This window comes from Pseudoalteromonas sp. 2CM32C (assembly GCF_023161925.1).
Taxonomy (GTDB): domain Bacteria; phylum Pseudomonadota; class Gammaproteobacteria; order Enterobacterales; family Alteromonadaceae; genus Pseudoalteromonas; species Pseudoalteromonas marina.
Genome location: NZ_JALNTI010000004.1, coordinates 41,937 through 57,534 on the forward strand (window position 1 = coordinate 41,937; position 15,598 = coordinate 57,534).

Here is a 15,598-nt window from a genome sequence, read left to right on the forward strand (position 1 = left end):
TTTAGCGTGAAGATAAAAAATATTGATTAACTATATTTTCCTATTAATGCAGATTAAAATACGCAAAATTAATATTAAATGAGCGTTATAAATGTCACACCCTGCCTGCCCACAGTGCCAATCTGAATATGTTTACGAAGACCAGCAACTGCTTATTTGCCCTGAATGTGCCTATGAATGGAACCCAAATAGTACAAACGATGAAGACGCAATTTCAGTTAAAGATGCCAACGGCACCTTACTTTCTGATGGCGATAAAGTAACCGTAGCCAAAGACTTAAAAATTAAAGGCAGCTCACAAGTTATTAAAATTGGCACCAAAGCGATTGTTAGGCGTGTGCTTGATAAAAAAGATCACGAGCTAGATTGCAAAGTAGATGGTATTGGCGAAATGATGGTAACAGCGAAGTTTGTGAAAAAGGCTAACTAGTACAAGTACGTCGGATAAATGGCCAAGCCATGCCAACCGACAATAGATTTATAAACAAAGGCAGTAGTTTGTCGTGTTGATAATTAGGTTGGGAGATCTGGGGGCTGTAGGTTAGAGCACTCCGGCGACCCGAATATGAATATTTTGATACTAAACAATTTCGATTTTATAGCTGTTGTTTTGCAAGCGAGCCGTTTTAATTAATATATTTTTACAAAGCCCAGACACAATTTTTAGAAGTAAATTCCTTTCCGCTTCAGGCATTTTGTCACCAATTACTATTTCTTTTAATGAACTAGGTGAGTAATTGTGAAAAGATTCTTGGTTCAATGACATGACTCTAAATTCTTTTTCATATTCCCAATCAGTTGATTTAGTGGCTATTGTTTCTGTGACTTTTTGAACGAAATTGGTATCTGAATTACTATAAAGACCTTCGGAATGTATAAACTCATTTAATTTTAGTATATTGGGTTTATCTTTATACTCAACAACAATAGGTCTCATAGACTCCTTTGTTGACTTATAAAGGTCTTTTAATAATTCATCGCCATTAAAAACTAAACAGAACCCTCTAAGTCCATTGGCATAATGTGACCACATTAGGTTATTTGTCAGAGGATTTTTAGTTTCATCTTCCATTGAGAAACAAATGACTTTGGAATTATGAACAATACTTATAAATTTATCCAAATCATGCTCTGCAATTTTTTGAAAAAGCTCTGTTTCAGTGTAATTCCCATCGACCAACTCTAACTTTGAGAGAATTTTATTATATTCTTCAACACCAACTTTATCTTTGATTTTGCATTCAAAGTTTGTAAGTTCAACAACACTTATATGATGATCTTTAATATGGGCGCCTTCAAAAGGATCATTAAAATCATTTAAGCTTGAGAACCAGAGCTGATTATTAGCTAAAGCAGAAAGATTATTAGTATTCACTTCTCTGAATTTAAATAAAGACAAAAATATCTCCAAATTAATTGTGGCAAATATTGCTAATATACATAACAGCTTGAACACAACTATGGTAGCTATTACCTAAAGCGTAATATTAAGTAGTTTAATAATCACAATAAATAACTTCATTGTAAACATATGGTTACCCATGTAATTAAATGGGCCTTGCTGTTTTAAACCAAAACGACTTTTAATAATGTTATGAGACAAAATTACCTTTGTCGGATGGCACTTCGCTTCTCCAACCTATATATAAAACTAATGCTTTATAAAATCTCTACCACCTCATATTCATGGTTTTTGCCTACAATAGTTAAACTTACTTCATCATCAAGTTGTTTGCCTAAAAGCTGTTTACCCAGTGGGGCTTCGGGTGTAATAACTTGAATAGTTTGCCCTTTTACTTCAACCGTTAACCCGCCTGCGGCTGGGCCTAAATAAAACCATTTTTGTAAGGCGCTTTCATATTCTAAGCAAACGAGTGAACTTATAATCACTTTTTTGTGAGTGGACTCTTTAAAAATGGCTTCAAATTGTTTAATGCTTTTGTAGCAATCGTTTACACGCTCGGCTTGGCCTTGTGCTAAATAAGCGGCCTCGAGTCCTAGGGTATCGTACTGCGTTTCTGCAACGCTTTCTTCGTGAGTGGCGGCGTCGTGCGCGGCTTTTGCTGCTTGTTTTGCACTGTTTAATTGTGCTTCGAGTGCAAATTTAAGGTGTTCAATTACGTGGGCTTTGTTCATGAGGGAGCGCTAAAAACCAATGCTGTAAACTATGTGGTTAATTTTACCGTTATAAGGCACTTAAAACCATTATTTTAAGCGCCTGTATTTTAATGCTGATTTTAAAAGCATTTATTGCTAGGGCATATCGAGCAACGCTTGCGTTTCTGCATCTTGTTTTTCTTCGTAATTTTTAGCACTTAACCCTAATAGTTCGGGTAACGTGGCGGCAATACAAATAGATGAGAACGTACCTACTACAATGCCGGTAAATAGCGCGATGGCAAAGCCTTGTAATGGCGCGCCCGCGAGGAGCCAAACACTTGCAACTGTAGCAAGCGTGGTGCCCGATGTAATAAGCGTACGTGTTAAGGTACTTTTTATGGCGTTGTTAATAATACTTGCCGGGCTAAGCGCATTATTAGATTTAACACGTAAAAGCTCGCGTACTCTATCGCCTACTATTATAGAGTCGTTAAGTGAATAACCTATAATGGCCAGCAAACTGGCAAGTACGGTTAAATTAAACTCAATACTTAATAGCGAAAATAGCCCCAGTACGAGTAGTAAATCATGCACTAGCGCAACCACTGAGCCTACGGCTAAACGCCATTCAAACCGCACCGCTAAATAAAGCATTACTGCAACCATAGCTGAAAATAGTGCTAAACAACCTTGTTCAAACAGTTCATCACCTACTTGTGAGCCAATATACGCTGATGATAAAACCTCAGCGTTTATATCAGCGTTTTGAGTAATGGCAGATTGCCAATCATTACTATTTGCTGTTGAATCGCTAGGCGCTTCGCGTAGCTGAAAGTGATTATTACCTTGTGCGGTTAGTTCAAACTCGCCATTGTGATTTTTAGTAATAAATGATTGAAGCTCTTTTAGTTCAACACCTTGGCTGGTGGTAAATTCTGTTAGGTAACCACCGGTAAAGTCGAGTCCAAAATTAAGCCCTTTTTGACTAAGCGTAAATACCGATAGCAGTACAAGTATGGCGCTCAAAAGCATGCCATAAAAACGAAGACGAGTGCCCGCCTCGCCCTTTAAAAAAGTGTTAAGCATGTGCATTTACTCCTGCTTTTTTAGCCATTTTTAAATATACCGTTTGGCTTAGTACTTTTGATACGTACACGCCAGTAAATACCGAGGTTATTAAGCCAAGTGCCAATGTTATGGCAAAGCCTTTAACCGGGCCGTAACCTATTCCATATAATATAAGCGCGGTGATCATGGTGGTTATATTGGCATCAAAAATGGTGTTAGCGGCTTGCTTGTAACCTTCTTGAATAGCTTGATAAGCAGAGCGGCCTTTTCTTCGCTCTTCTTTTATTCGCTCAAATATAATAACGTTGGTATCTACCGCCATACCAATGGTAAGAACCAGCCCGGAAATGCCCGGAAGTGTTAACACAACCCCTGGTAATAAAGACATTAGCCCTACAAGCGACGTTAAATTTAATAACAACGCTACATTTGCAATAAGCCCTAAGCGGCGATACCACATTGCCATAAAGGCAAGTGTAATACCCATGCCCAGTATCAATGCGGCCAAGCCGTTAGTTATATTTTCTTGACCTAGGCTTGGCCCTATTGTTTGCTCGTGCACTATAGTTACCGGCGCAGTCAGCGAACCTGCTCGTAATAACAGGGCTAAATCGGCCGCTGCTTGTTGGCTTTTCATATTGGTAATGCTAAAACGTGAACTTAAATGCTGCGCAATATTAGCCACGTTTATAACTTCACTTTTTTTAACGGTTTCACCGCTTGCGTTTTGAGAGTACTCAGAGTAAACCGTGGCCATAGGCTTACCAATATTAGCTTTTGAAAAAGCCGACATGGCATCGCCGCCTTGCCCATCTAGGCTAAGTTGCACAAGTGGCTTACCCCAATCATCGCGCCCTATATTGGCGTTATTAATATGCTCACCGGTAAAAATAGGCACAGGATCAAGGTTTATGGTGCCACCCGATTGCATATTAAATGTTTGCCCACCAATTTCTTTTAACTGATAAAACCCAAGTGAAGCAGTCGCGCCTATAATGCGCTTTGCCTCTGTTGGGTCTTGCACGCCAGGCAGCTCTATGCGTATACGCTGTGTGCCTTGCCGCTGTGTTACAGCCTCGGTAATACCTAATTCTTCAATGCGCGAGCGAAGCGTAGTAAGTGTTTGGCTCATTACTTCTTTATTAAAGTTGCTGCGCCCTTGCTCTGAGTAACTAAATTTGGCGTTTTTAAAATTGCCGTTATTGGTTGTTGTAACCGCTAAATTAGCAAAGCGACTTTGAAGCTCATCTATCACTGGGTTAAGTTTTTGCACCGCATTAGGCAGCGCGTTAATTTCAAAGCCGTGCCCTGTTTGCAGCACTTTAAGGCCGTGCGCTTTTTGCTTAATAATAATTGATTTGGCTTGTTGATAAGCACTGGCTAATTGCTCATCAATTGCTTTATCTAAATCTACGTCGAGTACAAATAGCACGCCGCCGTTTAAATCTAGTCCCAATTTTATTGGCGATAAACTAAAATTTTGTAACCATGGTGGGCTTGTTGCATGCTCTACAATTTTAACTTGCGTGTTTGGGTACTGCGCCTTTATGGCTGCCTGCGCTTGGGCGCTTTTAGTTGGCTCGTTTAATAAAATATTTATAGTGGATTGCTTATCAAGGCCTTGCTCGACTTTTAAGCCTTGGTTATTTAAAAAAGTAACTAATGCTTGAGTGCTTGGCACGACTTTAGTTTCGCTATGTGGCGCGTAGCTTACATGCAACCACGATTTATTAGGGTATAAGTTGGGTAATGCGCTAATAGCTAATAAAATCAGCACAATAAGCATGGCTACATAGCTTAATTTAAATTTAGCCATAAATGGCTTTTGATCTTTTTTTACACTTAACATGTTTTTTCCTTATTGCCAGTAAATTACTGGCAACGTACTTTTTAAAAGCACAATTAATCTCAAGGCTTAAACGAAAAACGTTAAAACCTAATAAAAATTAAATAAGGAAAATTAAGCGTGGTAGGTAGTTACTGCTTTGTAGAGTAAATTAGCATCTTTCCAGCCGCTTAAACGGGACTTTTTACTATTGTGCACAAACGTATACCAAGGCTGAATAACGTTTACTGCTTGAGGGCGTAAAAATATTTGCCTAACAAGATGCTGCGCAAAAAACTCAAAAACAACATCGTATTCGGGCTCACTTTGAACTGTGTGCAAAAAAAGTGACGCATTACTTGCTGTAAGCCTTGGCTGATGTGAGTCAAAATCGGTACGTTGTGTTTTTTTATGAGCAGGTGCGTCTGCAAACTTTTTAGTAGTCTTTGTTTTAGTTATATCAATAGCATCTGTAAATAAAATGTGTGAACTGACAGCTGGATTTAAATTTTGTGTTACCTGCACAGCATTGCTCTGCACACTAAACAGTGCAGCTAGTAGCAAAAAAGCAGTTATAAAAACACGAAATTTAAACATACTTAAATCAAACTAAAATAAGAGATGCCTAGTATATTAGGGCAAGTATTTAAAATACAATGCTTAACAATTAAGTATTTAATCGAGAAAAATAATGCGCTCCAGACAAAACGTTGAAAAACGTGCAGACGCCATGAATTTAAAACAAAGCGTTAAAACGTTGTGGCCTTACATTACACAGTTTAAAGGGCGCGTATTTATTGCGCTTTTAGCGCTTATTGGTGCTAAAGGCGCCACGCTTTTAATGCCTTGGGCGTTAAAAGAAATTATCGACTCGGTTGATAAATCAATAAACCCAGTGTTGGTCATTCCCGCTCTATTATTAATAATGTACGGCGGTTTGCGTTTCGCTAGTGTGTTTTTAGGTGAAGTAAGAGACGCTGTTTTTTCACGGGTAACCGAACATGCCATGCGCAATATTGGCCTAAAAGTATTTAAGCATTTACACTCGCTTGAACTTGCATTTCACTTAGACAGGCAAACTGGTGGTATAAGCCGTGACATAGAACGTGGTACCAGTGGACTCAGCTTTTTAATGCGCTTTTTAATGTTTAACATTGTGCCTACCCTTTTTGAAATTCTCACCGTTGCTATTATTTTTGGGTCGCTATTTTCTATTTGGTTTGCGTTAATTACACTTCTTGCTGTTGGCGTATATATATTTTTTACAGTCACGGTGACACAGTGGCGTAATCGTTTTATTCGTGAATCAAACGCAGCTGATAACCTCAGTAACACACGCGCAATAGACAGCTTACTTAATTATGAAACTGTAAAATATTTTAATAATGAGCAGTTTGAAGCCAAAACATATGATTCATTTTTAGCTAATTGGGAAACCGCGCGTTTAAAAAATAGGATGTCTTTGCTTGCGCTTAATTCAGGGCAAGCATTAATTATTGCCAGTGCCATCACTGCGTTAATGTGGTTAGGTTCAAGCGAGGTAGTAACAGGGTCACTAAGCATTGGTGAATTAGTAATGATAAACGCGTATATGATCCAATTATTTTTACCGCTTAACTTTTTAGGATTTGTTTACCGTGAAATCCGCCGTGCTCTTACCGATTTAGAAAACATGCTGGGCTTACTCAATAAAAAACCACAAGTCACTAATGCTCCAAATGCAAATACCCTTAATGTTAAAAATGGGGAAATTGCCTTTAATAATGTGAGTTTTAGCTACAACGCTAACCGGCCTATTCTAGATAACATTAGCTTTAAAGTGAAAGCAGGTAGCAAGGTAGCTATTGTGGGCGCAAGTGGTGCTGGCAAAAGTTCACTAGCGCGCCTGCTCTATCGTTTTTATGATGTAACATCGGGCAGCATTACTATTGATAATCAAGCTATTAACTCGGTCACGCTTGATAGCCTTCGTAAAGCTATTGCTATTGTTCCTCAAGATACCGTTTTATTTAACACAACAATTCGTGAAAACATTGCCTATGGTCGCCCTTCTGCAAGCGATAGTGATATTGATAAAGCCATTGAAATGGCTCATTTAAAAGATTTCATTAATACGTTAGCTGATGGCGATAAAACGCGAGTGGGTGAACGAGGTCTAAAAGTATCAGGCGGCGAAAAACAGCGTATTGCAATAGCACGCGCTATTTTAAAACAATCCCCAATTTTAATATTTGACGAGGCAACGTCGGCACTCGACTCTCAGGCTGAGCAAGCAATATTAAAGGCAATGCATGAAGTAGCCAGCGAGCACTCCAGTATTGTGATTGCCCATAGGCTATCAACCATTACCGATGCCCACACTATTATTGTGCTTAAGTCAGGCCAAATTGTCGAACAAGGGCAACATAACGAATTGCTGGCCTTAGGCGGTGAATACGCACATATGTGGGCATTACAACAACAAGATTAACCTGTTTATTAATTTATGTTGATAGCTTGTTGCTTACGTTGTTTATTGGTTTTATCGGGTCAGGCTGTGATTCACCTCAAAAGAATTGTGTGCCTGTCTTTTATACATAACAATCAAAATGATATTTTTATAACAAAAATTAACAAATTCATTATCCAGGGGGATAAACGATGAAAAAGAGTTTAATTGCAGCGGCTTTAGCTGCCACTTTTATAACAGGCTGTTCAGAGCCACAAACTACAAGCAGTCAAGTTCAAACTGCAAGCACAGAAAATACAGTTGTTAGCAATAAAGCTGAATTAGGTAGCTTTGGTGTTGATTTATCAGCGCGTAACGAAGCCGTTAAACCTGGTGATGACTTTTTCATGTACGCCAGTGGCACGTGGTACGACAACTACAATATGCCAGCAGACAAAACGCGTTATGGTGCGTTTTCGGCTTTAGCAGAACGTAGTGAAGACCGTGTTAAAAAAATTATTGAAGACATTGCAGCACGTAAAGAACTAAACGCTGAAGAGCAATTGGTTGCTGATTTTTATAATTCGTACATGGATACCGACACACTTAATGAACTTGGTGTTAAACCTATTCAACCGCTGTTAAATCAAATTAGTAATATGGAATCTACCGACGACTTAGCCTATGTATTTGGGCAATCGTGGTTATCGGGCCTTCGTACTCCTATTGGTGGTGGTATGTGGTTTAACCGTTTAGACCCAAATAAATACGAAATGTCGTTAGGCGCTGGTGGCTTAGGTTTACCAGACCGTTCTTACTATTTAGAAGATGCTGAGCGTTTTGTTAAAACCCGTGAAGCTTACGTGGCTCATATTGCCGACATGCTAAAATTTGCCAATGTTGATAACACAACAGAACGCGCAAAAGCCATACTAGAGCTTGAAACTAAAATAGCACAAGGCCATTGGCCGCGCGAAAAACGACGTAATCGCGACCTTTCGTTAAATCAAATTAAACGTGAAGATTTAGCAGCTACATACCCTGCTTTTAACTGGGATGTATATTTTGAGCAAACGGGATACAAAGTTCCTCAACTTAATGTATCTCAGCCTGAACCGGTTAAAGCCATGATTGAGCTTATCAATAATGAAGATTTAGCGGTTTGGAAAGACTACTTAACCTACCATGCAATTAGCGGTAATGCAGGTTTACTTTCTGAAGATATTTTTAATACACGTTTTGCATTTTATGGCAAAGAACTAAACGGCCAGCAAGAACCACGCCCTCGCTGGAAACGTGCAATTAACACAATGTCGGGCACAAGCTCGCTAGGCTTTGCTATTGGTAAAATTTACGTTGACCAATACTTTCCTGAATCATCTAAACAACAAATGTCTGAACTGGTTGAAAACCTGCGTTCAGCATTAGGTGAGCGAATTGATAATCTTGATTGGATGGGCGCTGAAACTAAGGTAAACGCACGTGCTAAGTTAGCAGCATTTGTTCCAAAAATTGGTTACCCAGATGTATGGCAGTCTTACGATGGTTTAACTATTAGCCAAAACGATTTAGTAGGTAACGTTAAAAACATGCGTGAATTTTTCCGCGCTAAAAGCGTAGAAAAAGAACTACAAAAAACTGACCGTAACCGTTGGGGCATGACACCACAACGTGTAAATGCATACTACAATAGCTCGTTTAACGAAATTGTGTTTCCAGCCGCTATATTGCAACCTCCGTTTTTTGATCCAAATGCCGATCCAGCGGTTAACTACGGCGGCATTGGTGCTGTAATTGGCCACGAAATGGGTCATGGATTTGATGATCAGGGTTCAAAATCTGATGCTAACGGTATTCAACGTAACTGGTGGACAGACGAAGACCGTGCTGCATTTGATGCAAAAGCAGACCAACTTGCCGCACAGTACAGTAAATACGAACCTATTGAAGGTAACTTTGTAAATGGGCGTAATAGCCTAGGCGAAAATATTGGTGATGTGGGTGGTTTAGCCATGGCTTACCACGCATACAAACTAAGCCTAAATGGTAAAGAGGCGCCTGTTATAGACGGTGTAACCGGCGATCAACGTTTCTTTTTAGCTTGGGCACAAGTATGGAAAGAAAAACGTACTGAGCAAAGTATGTTAAATCAACTACGCGGTGGCACACATGCACCGGGTCGCTTTAGAGCACAAGCACCGCGTAACCACGATGCTTGGTACAAAGCATTTGACGTAAAACCTGGTGATGCCTTGTATTTACCAGAAGAAGAACGCGTTCGTATTTGGTAATTACACTAATACGTATGTAAACAAATACTAAACAGCCCGTAACAGCGGGCTGTTTAGTTTTAAGCATATTCTTTTATTCAAATGGTTATTTTAGCTTTTTAACTATTAATGTTCCCCATTCCGTACTAGCCCTTAATGCCATTTACCTTTAGAATACGGTCTATTATTTTTTCAGTTATTTATAAAATTAAGGCGAAACGCAGATGGGAAGAGCTTACCAAAACAAAAAAGATTCAATGGCTAAAACTGCGGGTGCTAAAACTAAAGTTTACTCTAAGTACGGTAAAGAAATTTATATTTGTGCTAAAAATGGCGGTGTAGATACAGATGGTAATCTATCATTACGCCGTTTAATTGAACGTGCAAAAAAAGACCAAGTACCAGCACACGTAATTGAACGCGCAATTGAAAAAGCAAAAGGCGGCGGCGGTGAAGACTACGCAGCAACACGTTACGAAGGTTACGGCCCTGGTAACTGTATGATTATTGTTGATTGTTTAACCGATAACAACAAACGTACATTTGCAGACGTACGCGTTTGTTTTACAAAAGCAAATGCTAAAATTGGCGCACAAAACTCGGTGTCACATTTATTTGATCACTTAGCTATTTTTGTTTTTGATGGCGACGATGATGAAGCTGTTCTTGAAGCGCTTATGATGGCTGACGTTGATGTAACCGATGTAGAAGTTGATAACGGTAAAGTAACCGTATTCGCACCTCATACTGAATACAACAACACACGTACTGCATTAGAAGAAATGGGCATTTCTGAATTTGACGAAGACTTAATTGCGTTTGTACCACAAGTAGAAGCGCCAATTGAAGGTGAAGATGTTGAAGTAATGGAGCGCTTTTTAGCTATGTTAGAAGATTGTGACGACGTACAAAACGTTTATCATAACGCGCAATTCTAAACCTCATCTACATGTTAATTAAAGCCAGCAGCCATGTTGGCTTTTTTATTTACAGGGCTTTATAAATTAATGAATACCCTTTCAGAGCTAAAGACTGGTAAGTTAGCCGGTGCAAAGCACTTACAGCTGGTTGATCAATTATCTGAGTTTCCAACAGACATTTTTAAGCTTGCCGATACACTTGAAGTACTTGATCTTTCTAATAATAATTTAAGTGATTTACCAGACGAGTTTGCGTGTTTGTATCGCCTTAAGCGTGTGTTTTTGTCGTTTAATCAATTTAAACATATACCCACAGTATTGGCTAAATGCCCTGCTTTAATTATGGTTGCGTTTAAAGGCAACCAAATATCGGAGTTTGCACCAAACAGCCTGCCAAAAAATATTGAGTGGCTTATTCTCACCGATAATAACTTACACGAATTACCTGACGACTTTGGTAATTACACCCAACTTAAAAAGCTTGCACTTGCGGGTAATAACCTGAAAAATTTACCAGCAAGCATGGCTAACTGTACTAATTTAGAGCTTGTTAGGCTCTCTGCAAACAACCTAATAAAACTCGATGACTGGCTACTAGAATTACCAAAACTTGCTTGGCTTGCTTTTGCAGGTAACAACTTTAATAAAGCGCAGTGCTTAACTAAAAGTACGTTGAAAAATACCCCACTTGAAAAATTTCAGCTTAAAAAAGTAATAGGCCAAGGCGCATCGGGTGTTATTCATCTTGCAAAAGCAGAACGTAATAATGTTGCAGTGAAACTTTTTAAAGGCGCGATCACCAGCGATGGTTACCCACTTGATGAGGTGAATTGCTGCCTACAAGCTGCTAATCATGCAAACTTAATAAAGGTATTAAGCTACATAGAGCAAAGTGAACAACTTGGCTTAGTAATGGAGTTAATAGATACCAATTATACTAATTTAGGCTTACCACCAAGTTTAGAAACATGTACACGCGATACGTTTAATGACGGTTGCAACTACTCTATTGAAGCTGTTTATAAAATAGCAAAACAAATGGCAAATACGCTTACTCACCTTCATACGAATAAGGTAAGCCACGGCGATATTTACGCCCATAACACCATGATAAATGAACACTATGACGTTTTATTTGGCGATTTTGGAGCAGCTACAAATTTAGCTATGCTTAGCGAATATCAGCAACAGCAAATACAATTAATAGAAGTCCGCGCTTTTGGTTGTTTAATAGAGGATTTACTAAGTACTGTTAGCGCAGCAGTTAAGCAAGACGAATTGTTTGGTAAAATGTCCGATATAGCAACGCGTTCTACCAACAGCGTTATTGCATCGCGCCCTAGCTTTAAAGCATTAAGCACCTTATTAAACGAATTGGTATAAATTAAGCAAAAAAAAGCCTGCATAATGCAGGCTTGGTTGGATAAAGCTAAACTTTTACAGGGTCAATTATAAGTACTGACCTAATGCTTTAACTTGGTCTAACATGCGGTTTGAGAAACCCCACTCGTTATCGTACCAAGCCATTACTTTAACTAGTTTGCCATCAGCTTTAGTTTGCGTTGCATCAAAAATTGATGACGCAGGGTTGTGATTAAAATCAATAGAAACAAGCGGAAGCTCGTTGTACTCTAAAATTTCTTTCATTGAACCTGTTGCTGCGGCTTTCATTACTTCGTTAATTTCTTCAGCAGTTGTTTCGCGCTTAGTAATAAACGTAAAATCAACTAAAGAAACATTAATAGTAGGTACACGTACCGACATACCGTCTAATTTACCCGCAAGCTCTGGAAGTACTAAGCCAACAGCTGCAGCAGCACCTGTTTTAGTTGGGATCATAGATTGTGTTGCACTACGCGCACGGTATAGATCTGGGTGGTAAACGTCAGATAAGTTTTGATCGTTTGTGTAAGCATGAATTGTAGTCATGCTACCTTGCTCAATACCTACTGTGTCGTTAATTGCTTTTGCAATAGGTGCTAAACAGTTAGTCGTACAAGATGCGTTAGAGATAATGTTGCTATCAGCATTAATAACATCGCTGTTAACGCCGTGAACTACTGTTGCATCTAAATCTTTACCAGGAGCAGATACAATAACTTTTTTAGCGCCAGCTGTAATGTGCTTAGCCGCGTCTTCACGCTTAGTGAAAAAGCCCGTACATTCTAAAACGATATCTACGTTTAGCTCTTTCCACGGTAGGTTTGCAGGGTCACGCTCTTGAGTAAGTGTAATTACGTCATCACCAATCAGCATGGTGTTATCTGCAAGTGTTACTTTTTTAGAAAATTGACCATGAACTGAGTCAAACTGTGTTAAATGTGCATTTACATTAGCCGGTGCTAAATCGTTAATTGCTACAATTTTAATTTCACTGTTTTGTGCTGACTCATAAAGCGCACGTAATACATTGCGACCGATACGACCATAACCGTTAATTGCTACATTAATCATTTGAGACTCCTATTTAAGTTCACTTGCTTGGCGAGCAAGCGCTTCAATGGCTTGCCAGTCTTTATTTTCAATTAGTTGTTTGTCTAGCATCCATGTACCACCAACACAAATGACATTGTTAAGTGCTAAATAGTTAGGTGCAGTTGCTAGGCTAATACCACCTGTTGGGCAAAAAGTAATATGTGGTAATGGTCCGCCTATAGACTTAAGCATTGCCGTTCCGCCTGCAGCTTCAGCAGGGAAGAATTTTAAATACTTAAAACCATGGCTTGCTAACTGCATTACTTCGCTCGCAGTTGCAGCACCAGGTAAAAATGGAATGTCTGACTCTTTTGCAAGTGCTAATAACTCAGTACTCACACCTGGGCTAACCATGAAATCTGCACCTGCAGCCACTGATGCTTCAAAGCTTGCTTTATCAACTACAGTTCCCGTACCAACAAAAGCTTCTGGCACTTCAGCTTTCATCAACTTTACAGCTTCTGCTGCAATTGGCGTACGCAGTGTAATTTCAAGTGCTTTTAAGCCACCGTTGTATAACGCTCTAGCAAGTGGTGCAGCATCTTCTAATTTTTCGATTACAACCACTGGCACAACGGGTGCCGATGCTAAGATTTTTTCAATACTCATTACTTGTTCCTCATTACCCAGTACGGCTAATTATTATTCAAGTCCAAAAGCACTCGCGCCTAAATCGGCACTGCTTACGATATTTCTAAATCCAGTAAATAACTCACGTCCCGTACCAAATGTTAAGCTTGGCTGGCTAATTTCAAGCTCACGTTTTGCAAGCTCGTCGTCGCTAACATGTACTTTTAAAATTCCGTTAGGGGCATCTAAAGTAACTAAGTCGCCTTCTTGAATTTTTGCAATTATGCCACCTTCAACGGCTTCTGGTGCTAGGTGAATTGCAGCTGGTACTTTACCTGATGCACCCGACATACGACCGTCAGTTACAATAGCAACTTTAAAACCTTGGTCTTGAAGGGTTGCCATTACTGGCGTTAATTTATGAAGCTCTGGCATACCTTTCGCTTTAGGGCCCTGCTCTTTAAGCACAGCTATAAAGTCTTGATTTAACTCGCCGCGGGTATACGCGTCTTGTAATGCTCCTTGCGAGTTGAAAACTTTAGCAGGTGCAGTAACGACTTGATGCTCCTCAGCTACAGCAGACACTTTAATAACCGCTTTACCTAAGTTACCAGTAAGTAGTTGTAAGCCACCTTGTTTGCTAAATGGATTACTTACAGGACGAAGCACTTCTTCATCAAGTGAATTAGCAGGACAATCAACCCATTTCACTTTGCTTGGACCATTTGAATCGCTCATGATCAGGCTTTCGTCTTTATCTAAACGCGGCTCTGTCATATATGGCGCAAGACCATCGCCAAGCATTGTCTTAACGTCTGTATGTAAGTAGCCTGCGCTTGCTAGTTCGCGCATTAAGAAGCCCATGCCGCCGGCTGCTTGAAAATGATTTACATCCGCAGAGCCGTTAGGGTAAATACGGGTAAGAAGTGGAACAACTTCTGACAAATCAGACATGTCTTTCCACGTAACTTGGATACCAGCAGCCTTTGCAATTGCTACGATATGAATGGCATGGTTAGTAGAGCCACCTGTAGATAACAAGCCTACTAAACCATTAATAATGGTTTTTTCGCTAATTACCTCTGCTAAACATGGGCTTTCTTTATCATCTGTAAGCTGCTTAAGCATGGTTTCTACAGCATTACCCGTTAATCCATCACGAAGCTCTGTATACGGGTTAATAAACGAGCTACCAGGAAGGTGTAAGCCCATTATTTCCATTAACATTTGGTTAGAGTTTGCAGTACCGTAAAACGTACAAGTACCCGCGCTGTGGTAAGATGCACTTTCAGCTTCTAATAAATCTTCGCGGCTAACTAGGCCTTGTGCAAACTTTTGGCGAATACGTGCTTTTTCTTTATTTGGGATACCCGACTGCATTGGACCCGCAGGTAAAAAGAACACAGGTAAATGGCCAAATGATAATGCGCCAATTAATAAACCTGGGACAATTTTGTCACATACGCCTAAACAAAAAACGCCATCAAACACATCATGTGATAGTGAAACAGCGGTAGACATTGCAATCACATCACGAGAAAAAAGCGATAATTCCATGCCGTCACGCCCTTGCGTAACACCATCACACATTGCAGGAACGCCACCCGCTACCTGAGCGGTTGCGTCAAACTTAGTTGCAATGCTTTTGATTACGTCTGGGTAATCTTTGTAAGGTACATGCGCAGATAGCATGTCGTTGTATGAATTGATAATAGCTAAGTTTGGCACTTCATCTGCTTTTAAGCGCGCTTTATCGTCGCTGCTACAAGCTGCCATTACATGAGCAATGTTGCCACAGCCTAATCCCGCACGAACTCTTGTTTGTTTTTTTGCATGCGAAATACGATCTAAATAATCTTGACGGGTTTGTTTACTGCGTTCAATAACGCGTTGGGTAACTTCTTGAATTCGAGGATGTAACATAATTAACTCATCTCTATTA

Annotated in this window: 13 protein-coding genes; 5 read left to right on the forward strand and 8 right to left on the reverse strand. The window is 39.6% G+C overall.

Going from position 1 to position 15,598, the window contains the following annotated elements; genetic code table 11:
• The first annotated feature begins 91 nt into the window (after nucleotides 1–91).
• A complete protein-coding gene (locus MTF67_RS09535; protein WP_248519380.1) occupies nucleotides 92–430 on the forward strand; it encodes a zinc ribbon domain-containing protein YjdM in 339 nt (112 codons plus the stop codon).
• A gap of 150 nt (nucleotides 431–580) precedes the next feature.
• On the opposite strand, the gene MTF67_RS09540 is transcribed toward MTF67_RS09535, so the two are convergent.
• The 5 genes from MTF67_RS09540 to MTF67_RS09560 form a co-directional block, all read right to left on the reverse strand.
• On the reverse strand, nucleotides 581–1,399 hold the full coding sequence (locus MTF67_RS09540) for a DUF2971 domain-containing protein (protein ID WP_248519381.1): 819 nt from the start codon (nucleotides 1,397–1,399) through the stop codon (nucleotides 581–583).
• Between the two features lie 260 nt (nucleotides 1,400–1,659).
• On the reverse strand, nucleotides 1,660–2,136 hold the full coding sequence (locus MTF67_RS09545) for a GreA/GreB family elongation factor (protein ID WP_248519382.1): 477 nt from the start codon (nucleotides 2,134–2,136) through the stop codon (nucleotides 1,660–1,662).
• Between the two features lie 117 nt (nucleotides 2,137–2,253).
• On the reverse strand, nucleotides 2,254–3,186 hold the full coding sequence (gene secF / locus MTF67_RS09550; RefSeq protein WP_248519383.1) for a protein translocase subunit SecF: 933 nt from the start codon (nucleotides 3,184–3,186) through the stop codon (nucleotides 2,254–2,256).
• On the reverse strand, nucleotides 3,179–5,017 hold the full coding sequence (secD, locus tag MTF67_RS09555; RefSeq protein WP_248519384.1) for a protein translocase subunit SecD: 1,839 nt from the start codon (nucleotides 5,015–5,017) through the stop codon (nucleotides 3,179–3,181). The genes secF and secD overlap by 8 nt, the downstream gene beginning before the upstream one ends.
• Before the next feature lie 111 nt (nucleotides 5,018–5,128).
• Complete coding sequence (locus tag MTF67_RS09560) at nucleotides 5,129–5,590, reverse strand: hypothetical protein (RefSeq protein ID WP_248519385.1); 462 nt, start codon at nucleotides 5,588–5,590, stop codon at nucleotides 5,129–5,131.
• 94 nt (nucleotides 5,591–5,684) lie between these two features.
• Here MTF67_RS09560 and MTF67_RS09565 point away from each other — a divergent pair, with 94 nt between their 5' ends.
• The 4 genes from MTF67_RS09565 to MTF67_RS09580 all read left to right on the forward strand — a co-directional run bounded on the left by MTF67_RS09565 (nucleotide 5,685) and on the right by MTF67_RS09580 (nucleotide 11,994).
• A complete protein-coding gene (locus tag MTF67_RS09565) occupies nucleotides 5,685–7,463 on the forward strand; it encodes an ABC transporter ATP-binding protein/permease (RefSeq protein ID WP_248519386.1) in 1,779 nt (592 codons plus the stop codon).
• 170 nt (nucleotides 7,464–7,633) lie between these two features.
• Entirely contained in the window at nucleotides 7,634–9,712 is a 2,079-nt protein-coding gene (locus MTF67_RS09570) for a M13 family metallopeptidase (RefSeq protein ID WP_248519387.1), read from the forward strand.
• A gap of 203 nt (nucleotides 9,713–9,915) precedes the next feature.
• Nucleotides 9,916–10,629 carry a YebC/PmpR family DNA-binding transcriptional regulator gene (locus MTF67_RS09575; protein WP_203987004.1) on the forward strand — a complete coding sequence of 238 codons (714 nt, stop codon included), beginning with the start codon at nucleotides 9,916–9,918 and terminating at the stop codon, nucleotides 10,627–10,629.
• 69 nt (nucleotides 10,630–10,698) lie between these two features.
• Nucleotides 10,699–11,994: a leucine-rich repeat-containing protein kinase family protein gene (locus MTF67_RS09580; RefSeq protein WP_248519388.1), complete on the forward strand. Its 1,296-nt coding sequence runs from the start codon at nucleotides 10,699–10,701 to the stop codon at nucleotides 11,992–11,994.
• 66 nt (nucleotides 11,995–12,060) lie between these two features.
• Here the strand turns inward: MTF67_RS09580 and gap are convergent, their stop codons facing one another.
• From gap to edd, 3 genes are read right to left on the reverse strand one after another with little or no spacing between them, the layout of a single operon-like run.
• The gene (gap, locus tag MTF67_RS09585) at nucleotides 12,061–13,065 is read right to left on the reverse strand and encodes a type I glyceraldehyde-3-phosphate dehydrogenase (RefSeq protein ID WP_039036880.1); all 1,005 of its coding nucleotides are present in this window, start codon (nucleotides 13,063–13,065) and stop codon (nucleotides 12,061–12,063) included.
• Between the two features lie 9 nt (nucleotides 13,066–13,074).
• A complete protein-coding gene (gene eda, locus MTF67_RS09590) occupies nucleotides 13,075–13,695 on the reverse strand; it encodes a bifunctional 4-hydroxy-2-oxoglutarate aldolase/2-dehydro-3-deoxy-phosphogluconate aldolase (protein ID WP_008131571.1) in 621 nt (206 codons plus the stop codon).
• Between the two features lie 33 nt (nucleotides 13,696–13,728).
• Complete coding sequence (gene edd, locus MTF67_RS09595) at nucleotides 13,729–15,579, reverse strand: phosphogluconate dehydratase (RefSeq protein ID WP_039036878.1); 1,851 nt, start codon at nucleotides 15,577–15,579, stop codon at nucleotides 13,729–13,731.
• Nucleotides 15,580–15,598: the final 19 nt, after the last annotated feature.